This is a genomic window from Streptomyces sp. NPDC048504 (assembly GCF_043200035.1).
Classification (GTDB): domain Bacteria; phylum Actinomycetota; class Actinomycetes; order Streptomycetales; family Streptomycetaceae; genus Streptomyces.
This window is the reverse complement of record NZ_JBICXA010000018.1, coordinates 247,584-270,264: the sequence shown is the minus strand read 5'-3', so window position 1 is coordinate 270,264 and position 22,681 is coordinate 247,584. Positions and strand designations below refer to the sequence as shown.

20 protein-coding genes are annotated in these 22,681 nt (G+C 69.1%); 14 read left to right on the top strand and 6 right to left on the bottom strand.

Going from position 1 to position 22,681, the window contains the following annotated elements; translation table 11 throughout:
• The first annotated feature begins 40 nt into the window (after positions 1-40).
• A complete protein-coding gene (locus ACGFY9_RS37725) occupies positions 41-691 on the top strand; it encodes a TetR/AcrR family transcriptional regulator C-terminal domain-containing protein (RefSeq protein WP_393761887.1) in 651 nt (216 codons plus the stop codon).
• Between the two features lie 3 nt (positions 692-694).
• Here ACGFY9_RS37725 and ACGFY9_RS37720 read toward each other — a convergent pair whose 3' ends face one another.
• Together ACGFY9_RS37720 and ACGFY9_RS37715 are read right to left on the bottom strand one after the other, a co-directional pair.
• Positions 695-1,186 (bottom strand): RICIN domain-containing protein, encoded by a 492-nt coding sequence (locus tag ACGFY9_RS37720; RefSeq protein WP_393761885.1) that lies wholly within the window; start codon positions 1,184-1,186, stop codon positions 695-697.
• A 94-nt stretch (positions 1,187-1,280) separates the two neighbouring features.
• Positions 1,281-1,757 (bottom strand): helix-turn-helix domain-containing protein, encoded by a 477-nt coding sequence (locus tag ACGFY9_RS37715; RefSeq protein WP_393761883.1) that lies wholly within the window; start codon positions 1,755-1,757, stop codon positions 1,281-1,283.
• 262 nt (positions 1,758-2,019) lie between these two features.
• On the opposite strand from ACGFY9_RS37715, the gene ACGFY9_RS37710 reads away from it, so the two are divergent.
• Positions 2,020-3,006: a glycosyltransferase family 2 protein gene (locus tag ACGFY9_RS37710; RefSeq protein ID WP_393761881.1), complete on the top strand. Its 987-nt coding sequence runs from the start codon at positions 2,020-2,022 to the stop codon at positions 3,004-3,006.
• Positions 3,003-4,370 carry a polysialyltransferase family glycosyltransferase gene (locus tag ACGFY9_RS37705; RefSeq protein ID WP_393761880.1) on the top strand — a complete coding sequence of 456 codons (1,368 nt, stop codon included), beginning with the start codon at positions 3,003-3,005 and terminating at the stop codon, positions 4,368-4,370. Before ACGFY9_RS37710 ends, ACGFY9_RS37705 begins: the two co-directional genes overlap by 4 nt.
• Before the next feature lie 75 nt (positions 4,371-4,445).
• Here the strand turns inward: ACGFY9_RS37705 and ACGFY9_RS37700 are convergent, their stop codons facing one another.
• From ACGFY9_RS37700 to ACGFY9_RS37690, 3 genes are all read right to left on the bottom strand, one after another.
• Positions 4,446-5,621, bottom strand: coding sequence for an acyltransferase family protein (locus ACGFY9_RS37700; protein WP_393761878.1), 1,176 nt, complete (start codon positions 5,619-5,621; stop codon positions 4,446-4,448).
• A 143-nt stretch (positions 5,622-5,764) separates the two neighbouring features.
• Positions 5,765-7,105, bottom strand: a complete 1,341-nt coding sequence (locus tag ACGFY9_RS37695) for an alpha-2,8-polysialyltransferase family protein (protein WP_393761876.1) — start codon at positions 7,103-7,105, stop codon at positions 5,765-5,767.
• Entirely contained in the window at positions 7,105-8,085 is a 981-nt protein-coding gene (locus ACGFY9_RS37690) for a glycosyltransferase family 2 protein (RefSeq protein ID WP_393761875.1), read from the bottom strand. Before ACGFY9_RS37690 ends, ACGFY9_RS37695 begins: the two co-directional genes overlap by 1 nt.
• A gap of 198 nt (positions 8,086-8,283) precedes the next feature.
• Between ACGFY9_RS37690 and ACGFY9_RS37685 the strand changes: the two genes are divergently transcribed.
• From ACGFY9_RS37685 to ACGFY9_RS37670, 4 genes are read left to right on the top strand one after another with little or no spacing between them, the layout of a single operon-like run.
• On the top strand, positions 8,284-9,594 hold the full coding sequence (locus ACGFY9_RS37685) for a DUF6716 putative glycosyltransferase (RefSeq protein WP_393761873.1): 1,311 nt from the start codon (positions 8,284-8,286) through the stop codon (positions 9,592-9,594).
• Between the two features lie 32 nt (positions 9,595-9,626).
• Entirely contained in the window at positions 9,627-10,928 is a 1,302-nt protein-coding gene (locus ACGFY9_RS37680; protein WP_393761871.1) for a cytidylyltransferase domain-containing protein, read from the top strand.
• Between the two features lie 14 nt (positions 10,929-10,942).
• Positions 10,943-11,881: an N-acetylneuraminate synthase family protein gene (locus ACGFY9_RS37675; protein ID WP_329553246.1), complete on the top strand. Its 939-nt coding sequence runs from the start codon at positions 10,943-10,945 to the stop codon at positions 11,879-11,881.
• 48 nt (positions 11,882-11,929) lie between these two features.
• Entirely contained in the window at positions 11,930-13,018 is a 1,089-nt protein-coding gene (locus ACGFY9_RS37670) for a hypothetical protein (protein WP_393761869.1), read from the top strand.
• Between the two features lie 5 nt (positions 13,019-13,023).
• Here ACGFY9_RS37670 and ACGFY9_RS37665 read toward each other — a convergent pair whose 3' ends face one another.
• Positions 13,024-13,707 carry a class I SAM-dependent methyltransferase gene (locus tag ACGFY9_RS37665; protein WP_393761867.1) on the bottom strand — a complete coding sequence of 228 codons (684 nt, stop codon included), beginning with the start codon at positions 13,705-13,707 and terminating at the stop codon, positions 13,024-13,026.
• A gap of 276 nt (positions 13,708-13,983) precedes the next feature.
• Here ACGFY9_RS37665 and ACGFY9_RS37660 point away from each other — a divergent pair, with 276 nt between their 5' ends.
• The 7 genes from ACGFY9_RS37660 to ACGFY9_RS37630 all read left to right on the top strand — a co-directional run bounded on the left by ACGFY9_RS37660 (position 13,984) and on the right by ACGFY9_RS37630 (position 22,674).
• Positions 13,984-15,213: an amidohydrolase gene (locus ACGFY9_RS37660; protein WP_393761866.1), complete on the top strand. Its 1,230-nt coding sequence runs from the start codon at positions 13,984-13,986 to the stop codon at positions 15,211-15,213.
• Positions 15,214-15,489: 276 nt separating this feature from the next.
• Positions 15,490-16,530, top strand: a complete 1,041-nt coding sequence (locus ACGFY9_RS37655) for a BMP family protein (RefSeq protein WP_393761926.1) — start codon at positions 15,490-15,492, stop codon at positions 16,528-16,530.
• A gap of 216 nt (positions 16,531-16,746) precedes the next feature.
• Positions 16,747-17,805: a BMP family protein gene (locus ACGFY9_RS37650; protein WP_393761864.1), complete on the top strand. Its 1,059-nt coding sequence runs from the start codon at positions 16,747-16,749 to the stop codon at positions 17,803-17,805.
• Between the two features lie 402 nt (positions 17,806-18,207).
• Entirely contained in the window at positions 18,208-19,884 is a 1,677-nt protein-coding gene (locus ACGFY9_RS37645) for an ABC transporter ATP-binding protein (RefSeq protein ID WP_393761924.1), read from the top strand.
• A complete protein-coding gene (locus ACGFY9_RS37640) occupies positions 19,881-21,008 on the top strand; it encodes an ABC transporter permease (protein WP_393761862.1) in 1,128 nt (375 codons plus the stop codon). The genes ACGFY9_RS37645 and ACGFY9_RS37640 overlap by 4 nt, the downstream gene beginning before the upstream one ends.
• Positions 21,005-22,267, top strand: coding sequence for an ABC transporter permease (locus tag ACGFY9_RS37635; protein WP_393761860.1), 1,263 nt, complete (start codon positions 21,005-21,007; stop codon positions 22,265-22,267). The genes ACGFY9_RS37640 and ACGFY9_RS37635 overlap by 4 nt, the downstream gene beginning before the upstream one ends.
• On the top strand, positions 22,264-22,674 hold the full coding sequence (locus ACGFY9_RS37630) for a cytidine deaminase (protein WP_393761858.1): 411 nt from the start codon (positions 22,264-22,266) through the stop codon (positions 22,672-22,674). The genes ACGFY9_RS37635 and ACGFY9_RS37630 overlap by 4 nt, the downstream gene beginning before the upstream one ends.
• Positions 22,675-22,681 lie beyond the last annotated feature (7 nt).

Genomic DNA, 22,681 nt, shown 5'->3' with positions numbered 1-22,681 from the left:
TGGTTCCGAGAGTGGCCTTAACGGTGTTAAGTTGTCAAGCGTGAGTACGGAACGACGCACCCCCCTCGACCGCAAGCGCGTGGCGGACACGGCCCTGAAGCTGTTGAACGAGGTCGGTCTCGACGGGCTGACCCTGCGTGCCATCGCCAAGGAACTGGACGTCAAGGCGCCCGCCCTGTACTGGCACTTCAAGGACAAGCAGGCGCTGCTCGACGAGATGGCGACGGAGATGTACCGGCGGATGGTCGCCGACTCCCCGCTCGCCCCCGAGGACACCTGGCAGGAGCGGCTGCTGAAGTCCAACCGCGCCCTGCGCGACGCGCTGCTCGGCTACCGCGACGGCGCCAAGGTCTTCAGCGGCTCCCGCTTCACCGGCACGCTGCACGCCGAGGAGATGGAGAACACCCTGCGCCTGTTCACCGAGGCCGGCTTCACCCTCGCCCAGGCGGTCCGCGCGACCTCGACGTCGTACCTCTTCACGATCGGTTTCGTCAGCGAGGAACAGGGCGTCCAGCCGCTGCCGGACGAGCGCCGCGAGGGTTACGACGTACACGAACGCGCCCGCCTGATGGCCGACTTCCCTCTGTCGGCCGCGGCGGGCGCGGAGATCTTCGCGGACTACGGCCGGCACTTCGAGGAGGGGCTGGCCGTGGTCGTGGCGGGCGTGGAGGTGTGGTCCGGGGTCAGGTGAGGGTCAGTTGTGGGTGCCGTACCAGACGTAGTAGGAGGAGGGAATCGTCGACTGGTTGTTGTCGGTGGCGTAGACCGCGTCCTTGACGGTGCTCGTCCTCAGGTACCCCTCGCCGGCCGAGCCGAGGTCGTCGAAGAAGTGCCCGCTGTCGCCCTGGTACCACCACCACTGGCCGGTGGCGCCGTTGCAGGTGCTCATCCAGACGGCGTTGACGGTCGTCTTGTTGTCGGTCGTCAGGCAGGTGCCGGTCTCGCGGTTCCTGACCTGCGCGAAGCTGCCGGAAGCGCCGACGAAGTCCCACTGCTGGCGATTGCTCCCCACGCACGACGTGGCGAACGCCGTCCCGGTGTCCCCGGCCGTCAGACACGTCCCGAACCCGGCGTTCTGGAACTGCCAGTACGTCGGCGCCGCCTGCGCGGTCGCCGGGAACATCAGCCCGGCACCCGCGGCGAGAGCGCCCACGGCGCTGACTGCGGCAAGACGGAGTTTCTTCACTGCAACCTCTTTCGGAGAGTTGGAAGTGGAGCGGTCGTCCTGATCAACAGCCTGCCCGGAAGAGGAAGTTGGGGCGTTGGCGCACAGAGCACACTCATGTGGCAATGCGTCCACGGAAACCGCGGGAGTACTTGCGGAAGTCGCCCGGCGCCAGCCCGTACGCGGCGCGGAAGGCGCGCGCGAAGTCGGTGGCGCGGGTGAAGCCCCAGCGGGCCGCGACGGCGTGCACGGGGGTGCCGGCCTGGGCCGGGTCGGCGAGGTCGAAGCGGGCGCGCTCCAGGCGCCTGCGGCGGACGAACGCGGCGACGGTCTCGCTCTCGTCCTCGAAGAGCCGGTGCAGACAGCTGAGCGAGATGCCGTGCGCGGCGGCGATGCTCTGCGGGGTCAACTCCGGGTCGTCCAGGCGCTGTTGGATGAACGCCATGATGAGCGGGGTCAGTGGGGCCTGGGGTGCCAGTGGCGGACAGGGGGCCGGTTCCGCGGCGCGGGCCAGCAGGGCGGCGACCAGGCTGCTCAGGACGGTGCCCAGCCGGGGTCCGTCGGCGGGGCGGTAGGCGCCGGTGTGTTCCATGGGCGGCGGCCACCGTGCATCCAGGAGCTGACCTTCGCTCCGGAATACCGTTCTGATCACGCGACCCCCGGGTCGATCGGACGTTCATTCGAACGTTGGATCGTCGAAGGGGCGTTCGGGACGTGTCCCGGGACGGCAATTTGTAAATGGAGGGCGGCCCGTAACTTCACGTTCACCTGTTGGCCCCGGCAGGGTTGATATCCGGGCTCGAACATCTCCTACGGTCACAAGAATCCGCCCCGGAGAGAGCCCAGGTGTACGCGTGACCAACCGCCCCCCAACACTGTCCGTGATCGTCCCTTGCTACAACATCGAGGCCTATGTCCCGGAAACGGTGACCAGCCTGATCAACAACGCTCGGGACGAGTTCGAGTTCCTGTTCGTCGAGGACCGCTCGACCAAGGACAAGACCTATGAGGCTCTCCTGGAGCTGACGAAGCGGCTGCCGAACAGCAGGGTCGTCCGGCACGAGAAGAACGGCGGTCTGGCCACCGCCCGCAACACCGGGATCGACGAGGCCGAGGGCCGCTACCTCACGTTCCTCGACGGCGACGACTGGCTCGCGCCCGGCTATCTGGCCGACCTGGTGGACGTCATCGAGCGCTTCGACGTCGACTTCGTGCGCACCGACCACGTCACGGTCACCGGCGTCGAGCGGGCCATCCAGCGCTCTCCCGAGGGCCGCCGGCACACCCCGCTCGACCCGCGCAGCTCGATCCTCCCCGTCGACGACACGACGATGGTCGACTACCCGTACGCCTGGGCCGGCATCTACCACCGCCGCCTCCTCGACCGCGGCCTGCTGCGTTTCCACGACGGCCTGCGCACCGCCGAGGACCGACCCTGGATCTGGGAACTGCACCGCAAGGCGGAGTCCTACGTCGCCGCCAGCCTGCGCGGGGTCTTCTACCGCCGGGGTCTGGCCGGTTCGCTGACCCAGATCGGCGACGTCCGCCAGCTGGACTTCTTCCGCTCCTTCGACCTGGTCCTCGCCGAACTGGCCGACGACCCGGAAGCCGCGAAACTGAGGAAGAAGGCGCTGCGCAACTACTGCGTCGTCATCGCCCACCAGCTCCTGGACCGGGGCCGCTTCGAGCGCAGCGTGCACGCCAAGCTGCGGCAGATGGCCGCCGAGGCGCTCGGCCGGATGACGGAGACCGAACTCAACGAAGCGCTCGTCGGCATGGGCGAGGAACGTGTGCACACGCTGCGGCGCATCCGCGGTGGCATGAAGGGAGTCGCGGCATGAGCGGCAAGAGCGGCAAGAGCGGCACGACACAGATCTTCTTCTCGGCCACGCAGTACGCCGCCGCGACCGTCACCGCCGCGATCCGCGCCGGCTTCTTCGGCCCGCGCACGGCCCACCGCCGCATCCTCGTGGTCAGCAACACGGCCGCCGTGCCCGAGGTCGGCACCCCGCTGGACCGGATGCCCGGCTTCGAGAAGCTGCGTCCCGAGTTCGACGAGGTCCGCTCGTGGAACGAGTTCATCTCCCCGTTCCACCCGGCGGGTTGGTCCCCCCGCGCCCAGGACGCGTCCCTGTGGGAGAAGGCCGTACGCCTCGCCTGGAACCTCGGTGACGAGGACGTGGAGATCGCCTGCGAGTCCATCCAGGCCAACCCCTCCCGCGCGGTCGCCGACATCTTCGCCGACAGCCCGGTGCACGTGTACGCGGACGGCCTGATGAGCTACGGCCCCACCCGCAACCGCATCCCGCACAACCTGAACAGCCGCATCGTGCGCGTGCTGCACCTCGACCTGATACCCGGGCTGCGGCCGATGCTGCTGTCCGAGTACGGGGTCGAGCCGCAGCCCGTCCCGAACGAGGCGATCGTCGACGTCCTCGCCCAGATCGGCGAGGAGGGCGCCTCGATCCTCGCCGACAAGCTGCCCCAGGAGAACCGGCCCACGGCCGTGATGCTCGGCCAGTACCTCTCCGCCATCGACCTGATCACCCAGGACGAGGAGGAGCAGCTGCACGTCCGCATGCTGCGCGCCGCGGCGAAGGCGGGCCACCAGGACGTCCTGTTCAAGCCCCACCCCAGCGCACCGGCCGTCTACAGCACGTCACTTGAGCAGACCGCCGACCAACTCGGCGTCCGCCTCACGGTGTTGCGTGAGCCGGTTCTCGCCGAGACGGTCTTCGCCCATCTCCGCCCGCAGTTGGTCATCGGCTGCTTCTCCACGGCTCTGATGACGGCCGCCGCCCTCTACGACATCCCCGTCGCCCGCGTCGGCACCGGCCTGCTCCTCGAACGCATCACGCCGTACGAGAACAGCAACCGCATCCCGCTCACCGTCATCGACGCGATCCTGCCGGACGCCGAGCAGGACAAGGTCGGGCAGCCGCTCGAACTGGGCGCTCTCGCCGAGCAGTTGGCGCCGCTGGTGCGAGCCGTCGGCTACTGCATGCAGGCCCTGAAGCACCACGCGATGCGCGACGAGGTGTCGGCCTGGCTCGCCGTCCACCTCGACGAGTACCCGCAGTACTTCAAGAAGCGCCGCCTGACCAGCCTGCGCCTGCCCGGCGGCAGCGCGGTCCGCGCGGAGTCGCTGCGCCGCAACCCGACCGTACGGCGCGTGGTGCGCCGTATCCGGGCCGCGCAGGCCTGAGACGCCACAAGCAAGCGGAAGGGCCCCTCGACCGGTTGTCGGTCGAGGGGCCCTTCAACTGGTCGCCCGGTGCGGCTACTTGCCGAGCTTCGCCGCCAGCTGCTTCGACTGCAGCGTCATCGTCCGCTTCAGCCGGGTCCCGAACGGCTTCTCGACGAAGCGGTTCATGAGATACGCCAGGCTCAGCAGGATCGCCACGGTCAGCACGATCGTGAGGTACGGGTCGAGCCCGAAGCCCCGGTGCAGGATGCGGATCGCGAACCAGCCCAGGTGCTCGTGGATCAGATAGAAGGGGTACGTCAGCGCGCCCGCCAGCGTCAGCCAGCTCCAGTTCGCCCAGCGCAGCCAGCCCAGCGCCACCGCCGCGACGGCCGCGAAGGCGAGGAAGGAGATCGCCTGGATGACATGCGGGTTGCGGTGGAAGTCACCGGTCATGCCGGGGTGCCACAGTGCCGTCACCGAGTAGCGCTGACCGAACAGGAAGGACATCCCCACGATGCCCCACAGAAGCAGGTCGCTGCCGTAGCGGTGGATCAGGTAGAGGGCGAGACCGCCGATGAAGTACGGCGCGTGGTCGCGCATCACCAGCTGGTCCGTCAGCTCGGTGTCGGCGACCCGGGCGAAGACGCCGGCCAGCGTCCACAGGATGCAGAAGGTCACCACACGGCGGTAGGTGACGCCCCGCCAGATCACGAACAGCGCGAAGAGCACGTAGAAACGCATCTCGACCCACAGCGTCCAGCACACGCCGAGGACCCGGGGCACGCCCATCGGCTGCTGGAGCATGGTGAAGTTCATCAGGAACTCGTCGGAGCGCAGCGGATGCACGACCACCGGCATCAGGACCGACGCGGCGCCCACCATCAGCAGGGCCACCCAGTACGCCGGATACAGCCGGGCGATCCGGGAGCGGAAGAAGTCGCCGAGGGTCTTGCCCCAGCTGCTCATGCAGATCACGAAGCCGCTGATGACGAAGAAGAACTGCACCCCGAGACAGCCGTAGACCCCCACCTGGGACAGAGTCGGGAACATCCGTCCGGGGGACTGGTGCCAGGAGGAGGAGATCTCGCCGTTCTTGCCGGTGAAGTGGTACAGGCACACCATCAGCGCGGCCATCAGCCGCAGTCCGTCCAGGGCGCGCAGCCGGTTCTCCCGGCGGGGGGCGGGCGGGGGGACGGGGGGCTGCTCCGGCTCCTGCCCAGGGTCCTGGCCCCTCAGGGTGGGTGCCAGGGCCTGGTCAACCGCGTTCATCCTGGGCCTTTCTCGCCGATGTCGAATGGCTGTTCCGCAGTGGAACGATGTGACGCTACGAACGTTCGACGGATGAGAGGCAATTCACCGGCGACACACAGGGGTCTCCTACATGTCGCCCGGATGAACAATTTGAATGGACGCTAACGTCCGGACAAAGCACGGGCCCGGCGGGCGATCCGCCGTACCGTCTGATTCCGCGGGATGAACGACAGTTGCGCCGGTACGGCCCCGGGCAGCGCCAGCGCGGTCAGGCGACGGCGTTTGAAGTAGCGCCAGGTGTGCGGGTTGAGATGGGCCGAGAGGTAGCGCTCGGCGTCCTCGCGCAGCCGGGGGTAGATCTTGGGCTGCATCGCGAAGCCAACTGCCTTGAGCAGCGCGGCCAGTTCGTCCACCCGCTCCGCCGAGGGCATCCGCCAGTCCGTCACCGCCTTCTTGTCGGTGAGGTCGGGCAGCACGTCGTCCACGATGGTCAGCGGCACCCGGTTGCTGTTCTGGTACGGCGCGAGCCGGGCCAGCAGGGTGTCCGTGCCGACCCGCGCGACCGGGATGTCGTACAGGCCGGCGGCCGTGAACAGCGCGGTGGAGAAGCAGCCGACGACCAGGGCGGGCCGCATCCGCTGGAAGGCGACCTCGGCGAGCACCGGGCGGTCCAGCAGGGTGAGATGGGCACCCAGCTTCTTCGCCTCGTCCTCCAGGAGACGCGACCAGCGGGAGGGCGCCACGGGGTGCGGCTTGAACACCAGCTCGCGGTGGCCGAGCGCGACCGCGCCGCGCACCATGCGCAGGTGCAGTTCCTCCTCCTGCTGGTCGGTGAGGATGCCGAGAGCGGCGAGGTACTGGCCCAGCAGCAGGGCCGGTTGACCCTTCACGGCGGGCAACTCGCTCTCTGACTCGGCGAGTTCGCCAAGTACCTTGAGGAAGGCCTCCGTCGGCACCAGCTCCGGCGGGACGCCGAACTCGGTGAGCAGCAGCGGGGTGAGGCCCGGGACGAGATCGAGGTGCAGCAGCCGCTCGATGCGGGTGCCGACCAACGGGTCGATCTTGTCGCGCGTGGGGCCGTAACTTATGAGGCCGTCCGCGTAGACGTCGACCGGGGCGCCGGTGAACAGCTGGCACAGCGCGAGCGACGGATTGACCTGGACGGACTCCACGGCGAGCCGGATCTCGTCGTCGCCGAGCTTCCACAGCAGCCGTACGTACCGCTCCCACATCGGGACGTCGTCGCCCCGCGGGCTCCAACCGCTCGGGTGGAAGGGGGAGATGGTCTCGTTCCACGACAGCACGTCGTCGAAGCGGTCCCGCAGCCGGTCGAAGCCCGGCATGGTGTCCACCGACGCGGTGGTCTCCGGGTTCGCCGCGTTGTTGGTGATCAGCAGCAGCCTGCGATCGGCCTCGCCGAGGAGCCCGGCGTCCAGCGCGGCGGCCAGCGTCGCGGCGCCGTACAGGGTCGACGCGCACAGGATCTGGGTGGTGCGGGGCATCAGGCGGCCACCGTCCGCGCCGAGGTGGGACGGCGGCGCAGACGCCGCAGCCGGCTCGCGCGCTGGGGGTCCATCGAGTCCATTACCTCCGCCAGAACATCCTGCGGCATGCGCTTCAGCGCGGCGGAACTCAGTGAACGCAGTTTTCGAGCCACGGCGGGTTCGAACCTCTCGATCGATCCGAGATGATGAGCCATGATCGCGCAATACGTGCGCACTGCTTTGGGCAGCAGTTCATCGGCGTCGCGGTCAGCCGCCGTCTCCTCGATTACCTGGTCGAACGCACGAATGAAATCGAGCTGCCGCACGTCCCCGATCTGGGTCAGCGACGAGGCGACACCGCGCCGGTAGAACACCCCGAGCAGTCCCACCGTGGCGAAGGAGTCCGCCTCCCGGTGCAGCTTCCAGATCCACGGCCGGTCCTCGGCCGTGCGCAGCCCGTCGGTGAAGTGCAGCAGGCCCCGGTCGACGAGTCTGCGGTGGTAGATGCCCGCCCAGGCGTAGGCGTAGTCCACGGAGGTGGAGCGGTCGGCGGGCAGGATCGCGTCCCGCGGGTTCATCACCACACCGCGCCGGCCCTGCGGCACCCGGGCGATCGAGCGCGCCTTGGCCGTGCACACCACGTGGTCGGTGCGCACGAAGTCGCAGCCGAGTTCCTCGATGGCGGCCAGCAGTCGCGGGAAGTAGTCCGGGGCGAGCCAGTCGTCGCCGTCCAGAAACGTCAGATACTCGCCACGTGCCTTGTCGATGCCGGTGTTGCGGGCGGTCGCCAGCCCTCCGTTCTTCTTGTGTCTGACATGCACGACGCCTGGCAGCTCCCGCTCCGCGCGCGCGAGAATGTCAGGGGTCTCGTCGGTCGAACAGTCGTCGACGAAGATGAATTCGAAGTCCTCCCGTGTGTTCGCACGCAGGCTCTTCAGGGTGTCGGGCGCGTATTGCTGCACGTTGTAGAACGGCACGATGACGGAGAGCTTGACCACCCGCATGACGTTAGAGGGCGCTCCGTCATCGGTCTTTACCATTGGTTTGATGTCGGGTGAACGCCACGTGGCGAACCTGTGAACCAGGAATTTTTACGGCCCTACCACGCCCTGATTCGCCATTCGGCGGTGTGCTGTTAACCCTTTGTTGCCTTCGGGTTGGGCCGATCAACGGAATGGCTTCCTAGCGTCTTCGGTGTGCCAGCAAGTGCAACGCAGACCCTGCGAGTCGCCGTCCTCGCGGATTCCGACACCCGGTGGAAATGGGGTTCGCTCACCGCGAACCGCATCGCTCCGCCGAATTCGGACATCTCTTTGGACGGGTACCTCCTGCGGGGTCGTGCCACCCCAACAGCCCGCCAGCTGAAGGAAGTCGGCGTCACCGCGGACTCCCTCCGCGAGGTGACCGCCGTCGAGTTCCTGCGCGCCATGGAGAAGGAGCCGTACGACATCCTCGTGCTCTCCCTCGTCGGCGGCGGGGTCCAGGCGATGCTGCACGGTCTGGCCCGCGCCTGGGACGGACGCACCGAGCGCCCCGTGGTCGTCACTGGCTATGTCGGCGTCGTCTACGAGAAGCTCACCGACGGCCTGCTGCTGCGGCACGGCGCGGACCTCGTCCTCGCCAACTCCCGCCAGGACGCGGACCGTTTCAAGGCGGTCTACGACGGGGTCGGCGCCGACTCCTCGGCGGTCACCGAGGTCGCCCTGCCGTTCCTCGGCGGGGACGCCTACCAGGGGGAGCGCGACCCCTACACGGTCGTCTTCGCCGTGCAGCCTTCGGTGCCGGACAACCGCCGGGACCGCGACTACCTGCTCAACAGGGCGATCCAGCACGCCCGTTTCCACCCGAACCGCGAGGTCCTGCTCAAGCTCCGCTCCAAGCCGGGCGAACACACCACGCACATCGAGGAGTTGCCCTACCAGAAGCTGGTCCAGGGCAAGGACCTCCCCGCCAACTTCAGCCTGGTGTACGGGCACATGGGCGACGTGCTCGACCGCACCGACCTCCTGGTGACCATCAGCTCGACGGCCGCCCTGGAGTCCCTGCACCGCCGTATCCCCACCGTCGTGCTGACCGACCTCGGCATCCGCGAAGGGCTCGGCAACCACCACTTCGTGGGCTCCGGGTGCCTGGCCTCCTGGGACCAGCTCGACGCCGGGTACAAGCCGGTGCCGGACGCGGAGTGGGTGGCGCGGCAGGGGGTCGCCGCCGAGGGGTCGTACGAGACGGCCTTCGACGCGGCCCGGGAGCGCATCACCAAGCTGCTGGCCGGCGACGAGATGGCGCCCCTGACGCCGTACTACACGCCCGAGACCGCCCCCGGCTATCTGCCCGGCATCCTCGCCCGCCACCACCTCGGCCCGGACGGCACCCCGCTGCCCGGCGCCCCGGCCGCGGACAAGGCGCCAGGGCCCGTCCGGCAGATCGTGCGCCGGGCCGCGCGCGGCGCCTACCGCCACGGCGTGCAGCGCGTGGCGCCCGTCATCCGCCGGATGGGGGAGCTGTGAACGCCGAGTCTTCCGCTCAAGGAGTAGAGCCCATGTCCAACTCGCAAGCAGGCCAAGGTGCTTCGGTGCGCCGGGTGCTCGCGGTGATCCCCGCGCGCGGCGGCTCCAAGGGCGTCCCCGCCAAGAACCTCGCCCCCGTCGGCGGCGTACCGCTGGTGGCCCGCGCGGTGCGCGAGTGCCGCGCCTCGCGGCTGGTGACGGACGTGGTCGTCTCCACCGACGACCAGGCCATCGCCGCCGCCGCCCGCCAGGCCGGCGCCGAGGTCGTGCTGCGCCCCGCAGCCATCGCCGGTGACACCGCGACCTCCGAGGCCGCCGTCCTGCACGCCATGGACGCCCACGAGGCGCTGCACGGCTCCGCGGTCGACGTGGTCCTGCTCGTGCAGTGCACCAGCCCCTTCATCGTCCGCGAGGACGTCGACGGCATCGTCAACGCGATCGTCGCGAACGGCGCCGACACCGCGCACACCGTCGCCCCCTTCCACGGCTTCGTGTGGCGCGACGCCGACGACGAGGCGACGGCGGTCGTCGAACCCGCCCGCAGCGAAGAGGTCGGCGGCGCCACGAAGGTCGCCAACTCGACGGTGGCCAGCGGCGGTTACGGCGTCAACCACGACAAGTCGTTCCGCCCGCGCCGCCAGGACCGCCCCCAGGACTTTCTGGAGACCGGCGCCGTCTACGGCATGGACGCGGCCGGCTTCCGCGAGGTCGGCCACCGCTTCTTCGGCCGCACGGAACTCGTCCGGACCGACCCCGCCCGCGTGCTGGAGATCGACGATCCCCACGAGCTGGCCAGGGCACGGGCGTTGGCCCCGCTGTTCGACGCGGACCGCCCCGGCTCGCTCCCGACCGCCGACGACATCGACGCGGTCGTACTCGACTTCGACGGCACCCAGACCGACGACAGGGTGCTGATCGATTCCGACGGACGGGAGTTCGTCTCCGTGCACCGCGGAGACGGCCTCGGCATCGCGGCGTTGCGCAAGACCGGCCTGAAGATGCTGATCCTGTCCTCGGAGCAGAACCCGGTCGTCGCCGCCCGGGCCCGGAAGCTCCAACTCCCGGTCCTGCACGGCATCGACCGGAAGGACCTCGCACTCAAGCAGTGGTGCGAGGAGCAGGGCATCGCGCCGGAGCGCGTGCTCTACGTCGGCAACGACGTCAACGACCTCCCGTGCTTCGCCCTCGTGGGCTGGCCCGTGGCGGTCGCGAGCGCCCACGACGTCGTACGCGGCGCCGCACGCGCGGTCACCACCGTGGCCGGTGGCGACGGCGCTGTCCGAGAGATCGCCAGCTGGATCCTCGGCCCCTCTCTCGATTCCCTCACCAAGTAAGGAAACCCGCTGTCATGAGCATCAACTCCCGTCTGCGCCAGTTCGGTTCGAAGACCGCAGGCCCCGGCCAGCCCGTCTACGTCGTCGGCGAGATCGGCATCAACCACAACGGTGAGCTGGAGAACGCCTTCAAGCTGATCGACGCCGCCGCCGAAGCCGGCTGCGACGCCGTCAAGTTCCAGAAGCGCACCCCGGAGATCTGCACCCCGCGCGACCAGTGGGACATCGAGCGCGACACCCCCTGGGGCCGCATGACCTACATCGACTACCGCCACCGTGTGGAGTTCGGTGAGGACGAGTACCGCCAGATCGACGAGTACGCCAAGTCGAAGAACATCGACTGGTTCGCCTCCCCGTGGGACACCGAGGCCGTCGCCTTCCTGGAGAAGTTCGACGTCCCGGCCCACAAGGTCGCCTCCGCGTCCCTCACGGACGACGAGTTGCTCCGCTCGCTGCGCGCCACCGGCCGTACGGTCATCCTCTCGACCGGCATGTCGACCCCGAAGCAGATCCGTCACGCGGTCGAGGTCCTCGGCAGCGACAACATCCTGATGTGCCACGCCACGTCGACGTACCCGGCGCAGGCCGAGGAGCTCAACCTCCGCGTCATCAACACCCTCCAGGCCGAGTACCCGAACGTCCCGATCGGCTACTCCGGTCACGAGACGGGCCTGCAGACCACCCTCGCCGCGGTCGCGCTCGGCGCCACCTTCGTCGAGCGTCACATCACCCTCGACCGCGCCATGTGGGGCTCGGACCAGGCCGCCTCCGTCGAGCCGCAGGGCCTGACCCGCCTCGTCCGCGACATCCGCACCATCGAGGCCTCCCTCGGCGACGGCGTCAAGAAGGTCTACGAGTCGGAGCTCGGCCCGATGAAGAAGCTGCGCCGCGTCACCGGCGTCGTCGCCGAGGCCGAGATCGCCGCGGCCGCGGGCGAGCCGGTCTCGGTCTGAGTCTGAGCCATTAAGCGTCACTTACGGTCACGGGACGGTCGTACGACAATGAGCCCCCACGCCGGCACCGCCGGCCTCACCCCCCACACTCTCGCGTTCGTGGAGAGTCCGGTACAGCTTCTGAACGTGCTGGAGTGGGCGCACCTCCGTGCGCCCAGGGCCGAGGCGGCACCCGGCGGGGGGCTCACCCTCGTGGTCCTGTCACCGACCGACCCGATGACCCGCGGCCAGCTGCGCCGCATGGCCGACCTCGCCCGCGACGAAGGCCACACCGTGCGCTGGGAGGAGGCGCGGGGCGGACCCGCGGCCCCCTTCCAGACGATCGGCGGCCTCACCCGGCTCCTCCGCAAGGCGGACCGGATCGTGATGGGCGACCCTTTCTCGCGGTATGTGCAGTTGTTGCTGACGATCACCAAGGCACGCGAGCTGGTGGTGGTCGACGACGGCACCGCGACGATGGAGTTCGTCGCCCAGCTCGCCAGCGGCGAACGCCTGGTCCGCTGGCACCGCAAGGGCGGCCGCCAGGGCCCCCGCGACCTGATCTTCGCCCCGGTCTCCTCGGCGGCCCGCCGCCGTCTGACCCCGAGCGCCCGCCGCACGGTGGAGATCTTCTCCTCCATGCCGATCGAGACGATCCCCGAGGGCGTCACGGTCACCCCGAACGAATTCGCCTGGACCCGCGCCACCTTCGGCCCGCCCCGCATCACCAAGGGCGCGGACATGGTCGGAACGTCCTTGGTGGAGACGGGAGTTGTCGACAACGACCGCTACCTGGAGGCTGTAGCCGCCCTCGCCAAGACCCACGGCGCGACCCGCTACTTCGCCCACCGCCGCGAAAGCACGGAGAAACTTCACCGCTTGGCGGTCGAGACAGGCCTGGAGATCGTCCGCCCGGACCTCCCGCTGGAGCTGATCGCCCGCCGCGGCCCCATCGGCCGTACGATCCTCAGCTTCCCGTCGACCGTCGTCCACACGCTGCCGCTGGCCCTGGTGGGCACGGAAGTTCGGGTCGCGGTGTGCGACATCGACCCCGCGTGGCTGACCGAGAACGCCTCGCCCCGGGCGCAGGGGTTCCTCTCGGGGGTCACGGGGACGGCGCGGGACGTGCATCGGCTGTCGGCGGTGACGGCGGCGTAGGCGGTTCAGTCGGTGGTCGGGGGCTTGTGGGCCAGCGCGAAAGCGCGCCCCCACTTCTGCTGCCCCTGCGGCTCGACGCGGGCCTGGGCGTGCAGGCTCAGGCCCGCCTCCGTGAGGTACGTGGCGATCTCGGCCGGGGTGCGGAAGTAGTAGTCGAGGGAGATGTCCTGGCCGTAGCGCTCGGTCATGTGGATGTGTTCACCCTCCGAGGCCTGGAACGCGAGCAGGACGTAGCCGCCCGGCCGTAGGACCCGGTGGAACTCCGCGAGGACGCCGGGCAGGTCGGCGTCCGGGATGTGGATCGTCGAGTAGAGGGCGATGACGCCGCCCAGGGTCGCGTCCGGTACGTCCAGGGCGGTCATCGAGCCGACCTGGAACCGGAGTTGGGGATGCGCCTCGCGGGCCAGCGCCACCATGTGCGGCGAGATGTCGATGCCGAAGGCCTGGAGGCCGAGGGCGTTCAGGCGTGCGGTCACATAGCCGGGGCCGCTGCCGACGTCGGCCACCTGCGCCTCGCCCGCCGCCGCCGTACGGACGAGCTCGGCGAAGGCGGTCAGGAGGGCGCTCTCGACGGGGCCCTCGCCCAGTCCGTCCGGATGCTCGGCGCTGTACGCGGGCGCGATCGCGTCGTAGGAGGAACGGGTGGCCTCTATGAAGTCCGCGGCGAGATCCGCGTTCGGGTCGGTCACGTCGGCGGACCCTATCAAGGGGACGCGGGACCGGGAATCTCACGCTGCGTAGCGGTGTTGCCACTGGCGTGCGGCAGTACGGATTCCGGGATGCGGACGGGTCGGGCTGGGCCGGGGTGAGGCGTGGTATCCCAGAAGAAGCGGGGAGTTTACCCATCCCCACAGGCGGCTATGCGGTCGGCGGTCAGATTTTCTTCGACTAACGGGTTGAACTTTTGTTGATCGAGGGTCAGTTGACCACCCGGGCGCCCTACCCTTCAGAGGGTGAAGCAATTGATGTCACCAGAGTCCGAGGCAGAGTCCGAGGTCGAATCCGTCGGGAATGTGCTTCCGGGCACCCTGTCGGAGACCTTGCGTGCCGAACTCGTCGCGTTCCGGCGGGACTTGCACATGCACCCCGAGCTGGGCAACCAGGAGTTCCGGACCACCGCCGCGATCAAGGCATGGCTGGAGAAGGCCGGTCTCGAACCCCGCGTCCTGGCCACCGGGACCGGGCTCGTCTGTGACATCGGCCCCCGCGACACCGCCGTACCCATGCTCGCGCTGCGCGCCGACATCGACGCCCTGCCCATCCCGGACACGAAGAGTGAGTGCGCGTACCGCTCCACCGTGCCCGACCGCGCCCACGCCTGCGGCCACGACGTGCACACCACCGTCGTCCTCGGCGCAGGCCTCGTGCTGGCCCGGCTGCACGAGCAGGGCCTCCTGCCGCGTGCGGTACGGCTGCTCTTCCAGCCCGCCGAGGAGGTCCTGCCCGGCGGTGCCGCCGACGCCATCGAGTGCGGGGTGCTCGACGGGGTCGGCCGGATCATCGCCGTGCACTGCGACCCCAAGGTCGACAGCGGGCGGATCGGGCTGCGCATCGGCCCCATCACCTCCGCCTGCGACCGGCTGGAGGTCTCCCTGGACGGCCCCGGCGGCCACACCGCCCGGCCGCACCTCACCACCGACCTCGTGACCGCCGCCGCCCGCGTCGCCACCGACGTGCCCGCGATCGTCTCCCGCCGGATGGACGCGAGGAGCGGGGTGTCCGTGACCTGGGGGCGCATCGAGTCCGGCCACGCCCCCAACGTCATCCCGCAACACGCCGAGCTCTCGGGCACCGTACGGTGTCTCGATCTCGACGCCTGGCGGCAGGCGCCCGACATCGTGCACGCGGCCATCGACGAGGTCGCCGGGCTGCACCGGGCCAAGTCCGCGATCACCTACGTGCGCGGGGTGCCGCCCGTCGTCAACGACGCGCTCGTCACCGAGCTGCTGCGGGACGCGATGACCGCGCGCCGCGGACCGCTCTCCGTCGAGGACACCGAACAGAGCCTGGGCGGCGAGGACTTCTCCTGGTACCTGGAGCACGTACCCGGCGCCATGGCCCGGCTCGGCGTGCGGACCCCGGGGGAGCGGACCGTGCGGGACCTCCACCAGGGCGACTTCGACGCCGACGAGTCCGCGATCACGGTCGGCGTGGAGCTGTTCACCGCGGCGGCGTTGATCGACGGCGCGATCTGAGCGCGACGGGGACGTGGGGGTGCCCGTTCGGTACCCCTACGTCCCCTTGTGTCACCCGGGCGTAACCACCGGCGCGTGAACGTAACGCGGCGGCGGCACGATCCGGTAACGGCGAGGAGAAACCCCGTTCCCCTCCTCGTCTACGCGCGTTACTGTGCGCGGAAATCGCCACAGAGGCGGCGGCTTGGGGAAGCGGTCCGGTGACGGTGCCGTGGGGACGAAGGAGTGCTTGCTGTGCGTCAGACATCTCGGAGGACGAAGTTCTCCCAAGCAGCGGTGGCCGTAACGGTCATCGCCCTCGCGGCCACCGCGTGCGGTAGTTCCAGCAAGGACGCCGACAAGGCCAGTGACAGTTCGTCGTCCTCGTCCGGCAAGTACACGGGCAAGGGCATCGGTCTCGCCTACGACGTCGGCGGCAAGGGCGACCAGTCCTTCAACGACGCGGCCTACGCCGGTTTCCAGAAGGCCGAGAAGGAGTTCAACATCTCCGGCCGCGACATCGAGCCGCAGGACAACGAGTCCGACGCGGACAAGGTGCAGCGCCTGGAGAGCCTGGCCACGGCCGGCTACAACCCGGTTATCGGTGTCGGCTTCGCCTACGCCCCCGCCGTCAAGGAAGCCGCCGCGAAGTTCCCGAACATCACGTTCGGCATCATCGACGACGAGCAGGACAAGGCCGCCAACGTGGCCGACCTCGTCTTCCACGAGGAGCAGTCCTCGTATCTGGCGGGCGTCGCCGCGGCCAAGGCGACCAAGAAGAACCACATCGGCTTCATCGGCGGCGTGGACGTCCCCCTCATCCACAAGTTCGAAGCGGGCTTCGACCAGGGCGCCAAGTCGGTCAACCCGAGCATCAAGATCGAGTCGCAGTACCTGACCCAGACCGCGGCCGAGGGCGGCTTCTCCAGCCCCGACAAGGGGAAGGACGCGGCCAGCGGCCAGATCGAGGCGGGCGCGGACGTGCTGTACGCCGCCGCCGGTCTGTCCGGACAGGGCGTCATCTCCGAGGCCTCCGCCAAGGGCGTGTGGGCCATCGGTGTGGACTCCGACCAGTACGAGCAGGCTGCGCTGGCCAAGTACAAGGACTCCATCCTCGGCTCGGCGCTGAAGAACGTCGGCGGCGCCGTCTACGACCTGGTGAAGTCGGTCTACGAGGGCAAGCCCAAGACCGGCGTGATCCGCTACGGCCTCAGCAACGACGGCGTCGGCTTCTCCGACACCAACCCGAAGTACAAGGCCATGACGGCCGCCGTCGCCGCGGTGGACAAGGCGAAGGCGGACATCGTCGCCGGCAAGATCACCGTCAACACCAAGTAGTCACCACCCTCTACGACTAGCCCCTACGGGCATCGTTGCAGCCAGGCGCCCCTTGCCTCCCGCAAGGGGCGCCTGGCTGTCCGTACGCTGGCCAGCATCTGTGGCCACAGCTCTATAACGGACCGGACAGATGGGGTTTTCCCTCTGGTCTACGCGCGTTACGCTGCGGCGGAACCAGCGCCTGGTTTGGGCGCTTGCACGAAGGAGTCTCGTTCCATGCGCCGGGTGTCCCGAATCGCGGTTGCAGGCGTTGCAACCGCAGCTCTTGCAGTAACCGTCTCCGCCTGCGGCAGCTCGTCCAGCGAGTCAAGCTCCAGCAGCAGCAGTTCCGGCACGTCCAAGGGTATTGGTCTCGCCTACGACGTCGGCGGCAAGGGTGACCAGTCCTTCAACGACGCCGCCTACGCGGGTCTCGTGAAGGCCGAGAAGGACTTCGGCGTCAGCGGCCGCGACGTCGAGCCGCAGGACAACGAGTCCGACGCGGACAAGGTGCAGCGCCTGGAGACCCTCGCCAGGTCCGGCTATAACCCGGTGATCGGTGTCGGCTTCGCCTACGCCCCCGCCGTCAAGGAAGCCGCCGCGAAGTTCCCGAAGATCACCTTCGGCATCATCGACGACAACACCATCACGGCCGCCAACGTCGCCGACATGGTGTTCCACGAGGAGCAGTCCTCGTACCTGGCCGGCGTCACCGCCGCGCTGACCACGAAGTCGAACACCGTCGGCTTCATCGGCGGCGTGGACGTCCCGCTGATCCACAAGTTCGAGGCGGGCTTCGAGCAGGGCGTCAAGGACACCAAGAAGGGCGTCACGGTCAAGGCGCAGTACCTGACCCAGACCGCCGCGCAGGGTGGCTTCTCCAGCCCCGACAAGGGCGAGGCCGCAGCCGACGGTCAGATCGAGGCCGGCGCGGACGTCGTCTACGCGGCCGCCGGTCTCTCCGGCCAGGGCGTCATCAAGTCCGCCGCCGCGCACAAGGTGTGGGCGATCGGTGTCGACTCCGACCAGTACAACCAGGCCGCGCTGGCCAAGTACAAGCCGTACATCCTCACCTCGGCCCTGAAGAACGTCGCGGGCGCGGTCTACGACCTCTCCAAGTCCGTCATCAAGGACAAGAAGCCGCTGAACGGCGAGATCCGCGGCTCGCTGAGCAACGGCGCGGTGGGCCTGGCCGACTCCAACCCGGCCTTCAAGAACAACGCCACCCTGCAGGCCGCCCTCAAGAAGGCCGAGGCGGGCATCAAGGACGGCTCGATCAAGGTCAAGACCTCCTGAACCTTGGTTCCAGGCCAGTCACGACCATGGCCAAAAGAGCGCTGTAATGACAGCGTTACGGCCACGGAACGGGGTGTGGGGAGGATGTCTCCTCGCGTCCCTGCCGTCGATCTCCCGTCTGCCGCGCGGCGTCTGGCACGCACGCTCGCTGCGTTGCCGAAACGCCCACGTGGCTCCGCCACGAGGGCGCCTCGGCGCCTTGCGATCGCACGCACCAGACGCCGCGCGGCCCGCCCTCCGGGCGGACGACGGGAGATCGATGGCAGGGACGCCCGCCCCGTTCGCGCGGCAGAATGCTCGGAACGGATCGGATGCCAGACAGAAGACGATCAGGTCCGGGCACTATTTAAAGCAGGGGCGCTACGCGCGTAGAGAGGCCCCTTTCCACGAGGAGAGTTCGCCATCGACGCGTCCAGCAACCCTCCACTCGGCGATCAGTCGACGATCGCGGTCGAGCTGGTGGGGATCACCAAGCGATTCCCGGGTGTCGTCGCCAACAGCGACATCCGCTTCAGTGTCCGAAAAGGCACCGTGCACGCCCTCGTCGGCGAGAACGGCGCCGGCAAGTCGACTCTGATGAAGATCCTCTACGGCATGCAGAAGCCGGACGAGGGCACCATCGCCGTCGACGGTGAGCACGTCACCTTCTCGTCGCCCGCCGACGCCATCGCCCGCGGCATCGGCATGGTCCACCAGCACTTCATGCTCGCCGACAACCTCACCGTCCTGGAGAACGTCGTCCTGGGCAGCGAGAAGCTGCACGGCATCGGCGGCGGCGCCCGCAAGAAGATCAAGGAGATCTCCGACCGCTACGGCCTGAACGTCCGCCCGGACCTTCTCGTCGAGAGCCTCGGCGTCGCCGAGCGCCAGCGCGTCGAGATCCTCAAGGTCCTCTACCGCGGCGCCCGCACCCTGATCCTGGACGAGCCCACCGCCGTCCTGGTGCCGCAGGAGGTCGACGCCCTCTTCAGCAACCTGCGCGAGCTGAAGTCCGAGGGCCTCGCCGTCATCTTCATCTCGCACAAGCTCGGCGAGGTCCTCTCGGTCGCCGACGAGATCACGGTCATCCGGCGCGGCACGACCGTCGGCACGGCCGTCCCCTCCGCGACGACCCCCCGCCAGCTCGCCGAGATGATGGTCGGCAGCGAACTCCCCACCCCCGAGACGGCGGAGTCCACGGTCACCGACCAGCCCGTCATCGAGGTCGAGGGCCTCACCGTCTACGCCGCCGGCGCCTCCCTCGGCGCCGAGTCCGAGCCCGTGGGCGGTGGACTGGTCGGTGATCTCGCGGTCGGCGGCGACGCCAAACGCGTCCTCGACGACGTCACCTTCACCATCCACGCCGGTGAGGTCATGGGCATCGCCGGCGTCGAGGGCAACGGCCAGACCGAGCTCATCGACGCGCTGATCGGTCTGAAGAACGCCGACTCCGGCACCATCGGCTTCCTCGGCGACGACATCACGCCGTGGGCCACCCGCAAGCGCCGCGAGAAGGGCATCGGCTACATCCCGGAGGACCGCCACCGCCACGGCCTCCTCCTGGAAGCCCCGCTGTGGGAGAACCGCATCCTCGGCCACGTCACCGAGAAGCCCAACTCCAAGGGCGTCTGGCTGGACATCAAGGGCGCGCAGGCCGACACCCGCCGGATCGTCGAGGCGTACGACGTCCGCACCCCCGGCATCGACGTCACCGCCGCCTCCCTCTCCGGCGGCAACCAGCAGAAGCTGATCGTCGGCCGCGAGATGAGCCACAAGCCGAAGTTCCTGATCGCCGCCCACCCCACCCGCGGAGTGGACGTCGGCGCGCAGGCCGCGATCTGGGACCAGATCCGCGAGGCCCGCCGCGAGGGCCTGGCCGTGCTGCTGATCTCCGCCGACCTGGACGAGCTGATCGGCCTGTCGGACACCCTGCGCGTGATCTACGACGGCAGGCTGGTCGCCGACGCCGACCCGGCCACCGTCACACCGGAGGAGCTCGGCTCGGCCATGACCGGCGCCGCGTCCGGTCACCTCGAACACGTCGAAGAGTCCGCAGAAGACGGCGCCGACGACACCGCCCCGGAGGACGAGGCCCGATGAAGAAGTTCGACAAGGAGCGCGTGCTCCTCGCCGTGGCCGGCCCGGTCATGGCGCTTGTCGCGGCGATCCTGCTGACCTCGGTCGTGCTGCTCGCCTCGGGCAAGAACCCGATTGAGCCGTACAACCTGATGCTCCAGCAGATCGGGTACTCCGACGTCCAGGTGCTGATCATCAACCAGGCGTCGATGTACTACATCGCCGCCCTTGCGGTCGCCCTCGGCTTCCGGATGAACCTGTTCAACATCGGCGTCGACGGCCAGTACCGCCTCGGCGCCGTGATGACCGCGGTCGTCGGCGCGCACGTGGGCCTGCCGGCCGTCCTCCAGGTGCCGCTGCTGCTCCTGGTCGCCGTCCTCACCGGCGCCTTCTGGGCCGGGATCGCGGGTGTCCTCAAGGTCACCCGCGGGGTCAGCGAGGTCGTCGCCACGATCATGCTCAACGCGATCGCCACCAGCCTGATCCTCTACCTCACGCAGACCAACACATGGGGCGTGCAGGTCGGCAACAACATGACGACCGGCATCATGAAGAAGTCCGGCTGGATCCCGGGCATCGACCTGGGCTCGGACGTCGGCGAGATCTACGGCCTGGTCTTCCTCGCCGTGATCATGGGCGTCCTGTACTGGCTCGTCCTCAACCGCACCCGCTTCGGCTTCGACCTGCGCGCCACCGGCGAGTCCGAGTCCGCCGCCGCGGCCTCCGGCGTCGACGCCAAGCGCATGACCCTCACCGCGATGCTGATCTCCGGCGGTGTCGCCGGCCTCGCCGGTCTGCCGCTGCTGCTCGGCGACAGCCACACCTACAGCCTCACCTTCCCCGAGGGCCTCGGCTTCACCGCCATCGGCATCGCCCTCCTCGGCCGCAACAACCCGGGCGGCATCGCCCTCGCGGCCCTCCTCTGGGCCTTCCTCGACAAGGCGTCGCCCGCCCTGGACTACGCGACTCCGGTGGCGTACCAGAAGGAGATCGCGACGATCATGCAGGGCCTGATCGTCTTCGCGGTCGTCATCTCGTACGAGGTCGTCCGCACCTGGGGCCTGCGCCGCCAGCAGAAGCTCGTCGGTGAGGAACTCGCCGCGGCCGCCCGCAACAACTCCGAGAAGAAGGAGGTGGCGGCCCGATGAGTACCGCGACCATCGCCAAGCCGCAGGCGCAGCAGCCCGGCAAGGGCGGCCGCCGTTTCTCGCTCCCCGTGCTCCTGCTGATCATCGCGGGCGCGCTCATCCTCACGTCGATCGTCCGCCTCATCACGGGCGCCGACGGCATCACGTCAACCGGCCAGATGTCCACGGCCCTCCGCGCGGCGGTGCCGATCGGCCTCGCCGGTCTCGGCGGCCTCTGGGCCGAGCGCGCGGGCGTCGTCAACATCGGCCTCGAAGGCATGATGATCCTCGGCACCTGGTTCGGCGCCTGGGCCGGCTACCAGTGGGGCCCGTGGACCGGTGTCGTCTTCGGCATCATCGGCGGCTGCCTCGGCGCGCTGCTGCACGCCATCGCCACGGTGACGTTCAACGTCAACCACATCGTCTCCGGTGTCGCCATCAACATCCTGGCGCTCGGCACCACCCGCTATCTGTCGAAGTTCACCTTCGCCAACACCGAGCAGGGCTCCGCCAAGCAGTCCCCGCCGATCGACTCGCTCGGCACCTTCGACATCCCGGGACTGTCGAGCTGGCTGAACACCCTGAACGGGAAGCACTGGTTCCTGATCTCGGACATCGCGGGCCTGATCGGCGGTCTGATCACCGACCTCTCCCCGCTCACCGTCATCGCGGTGGCCCTCGTACCGGCCACCTGGTGGGTCCTGTGGCGCACCGCCTTCGGCCTCCGCCTCCGCTCCTGCGGTGAGAACCCGGTGGCCGCCGAGTCCCTCGGCGTCAACGTCTACAAGTACAAGTACATCGCCGTGATCATCTCCGGCGGCTTCGCCGGCCTCGGCGGCGCCTTCCTGTCGATCGTCGCGTCCAACGTCTACCTCGACGGCCAGACCGGCGGCCGCGGCTACATCGGCCTTGCCTCGATGATCTTCGGCAACTGGATGCCGGGCGGACTCGCCCTCGGCGCGGGCCTGTTCGGCTACACCGACAGCCTCAACCTGCGCGGCGGCTCCACCAACGTGCACGCCCTGATCCTGCTGCTCGGCTTCCTGCTGGTCGCGGGCGTCGCCTACCTGGTCTGGAAGAAGCGGTACGTCCCCGCAGGCATCACCGCCGCCATCGCGGCCCTGATGTTCGTCTGGTACGCCACCACCGACTCCGTCCCGACCCAACTGGTCGGCGCCAGCCCCTACATCGTCACCCTGCTGGTGCTCTCGCTGTCCGCGCAGCACCTGCGGATGCCGAAGGCGGACGGCCTGCCGTACCGGAAGGGACAGGGCAAGTGACCTCGCCCGCCGCCGAGTCGGCCGTCGACTGGGACGAGCTGCGCGCGGAGGCGCGGGAGGCGATGTCCCACGCGTACGCGCCGTACTCGGGCTATCCCGTAGGGGTCGCCGCCCGGGTCGACGACGGCCGCACGGTCTCCGGCTGCAACGTGGAGAACGCGTCGTACGGCCTCGGCCTGTGCGCCGAGTGCGGGCTGGTCTCCGACCTCCAGCGCACCGGCGGCGGCCGGCTGACGCACTTCACGTGCGTCGACGGCAAGGGCGACATCCTCGTCCCGTGCGGCCGCTGCCGCCAGCTGCTGTACGAGTTCGGCGGCCCCGGCCTGCTGGTGGAGACACCGGCGGGCATCCTGCCGCTCTCGGAGATGCTCCCGCAGGCCTTCGGGCCGGACCATCTCACCAGATAACTCCCGT

Coding starts and splice junctions, on each gene's coding strand:
- ACGFY9_RS37715 (WP_393761883.1), bottom strand. CDS start 1,757: ATGGAACACACCGGCGCCTACCGCCCCGCCGACGGACCCCGGCTGGGC.
- ACGFY9_RS37705 (WP_393761880.1), top strand. CDS start 3,003: ATGAGCGGCAAGAGCGGCAAGAGCGGCACGACACAGATCTTCTTCTCG.
- ACGFY9_RS37700 (WP_393761878.1), bottom strand. CDS start 5,621: ATGAACGCGGTTGACCAGGCCCTGGCACCCACCCTGAGGGGCCAGGAC.
- ACGFY9_RS37695 (WP_393761876.1), bottom strand. CDS start 7,105: ATGCCCCGCACCACCCAGATCCTGTGCGCGTCGACCCTGTACGGCGCC.
- ACGFY9_RS37680 (WP_393761871.1), top strand. CDS start 9,627: ATGTCCAACTCGCAAGCAGGCCAAGGTGCTTCGGTGCGCCGGGTGCTC.
- ACGFY9_RS37675 (WP_329553246.1), top strand. CDS start 10,943: ATGAGCATCAACTCCCGTCTGCGCCAGTTCGGTTCGAAGACCGCAGGC.
- ACGFY9_RS37670 (WP_393761869.1), top strand. CDS start 11,930: ATGAGCCCCCACGCCGGCACCGCCGGCCTCACCCCCCACACTCTCGCG.
- ACGFY9_RS37660 (WP_393761866.1), top strand. CDS start 13,984: ATGTCACCAGAGTCCGAGGCAGAGTCCGAGGTCGAATCCGTCGGGAAT.
- ACGFY9_RS37650 (WP_393761864.1), top strand. CDS start 16,747: ATGCGCCGGGTGTCCCGAATCGCGGTTGCAGGCGTTGCAACCGCAGCT.
- ACGFY9_RS37640 (WP_393761862.1), top strand. CDS start 19,881: ATGAAGAAGTTCGACAAGGAGCGCGTGCTCCTCGCCGTGGCCGGCCCG.
- ACGFY9_RS37635 (WP_393761860.1), top strand. CDS start 21,005: ATGAGTACCGCGACCATCGCCAAGCCGCAGGCGCAGCAGCCCGGCAAG.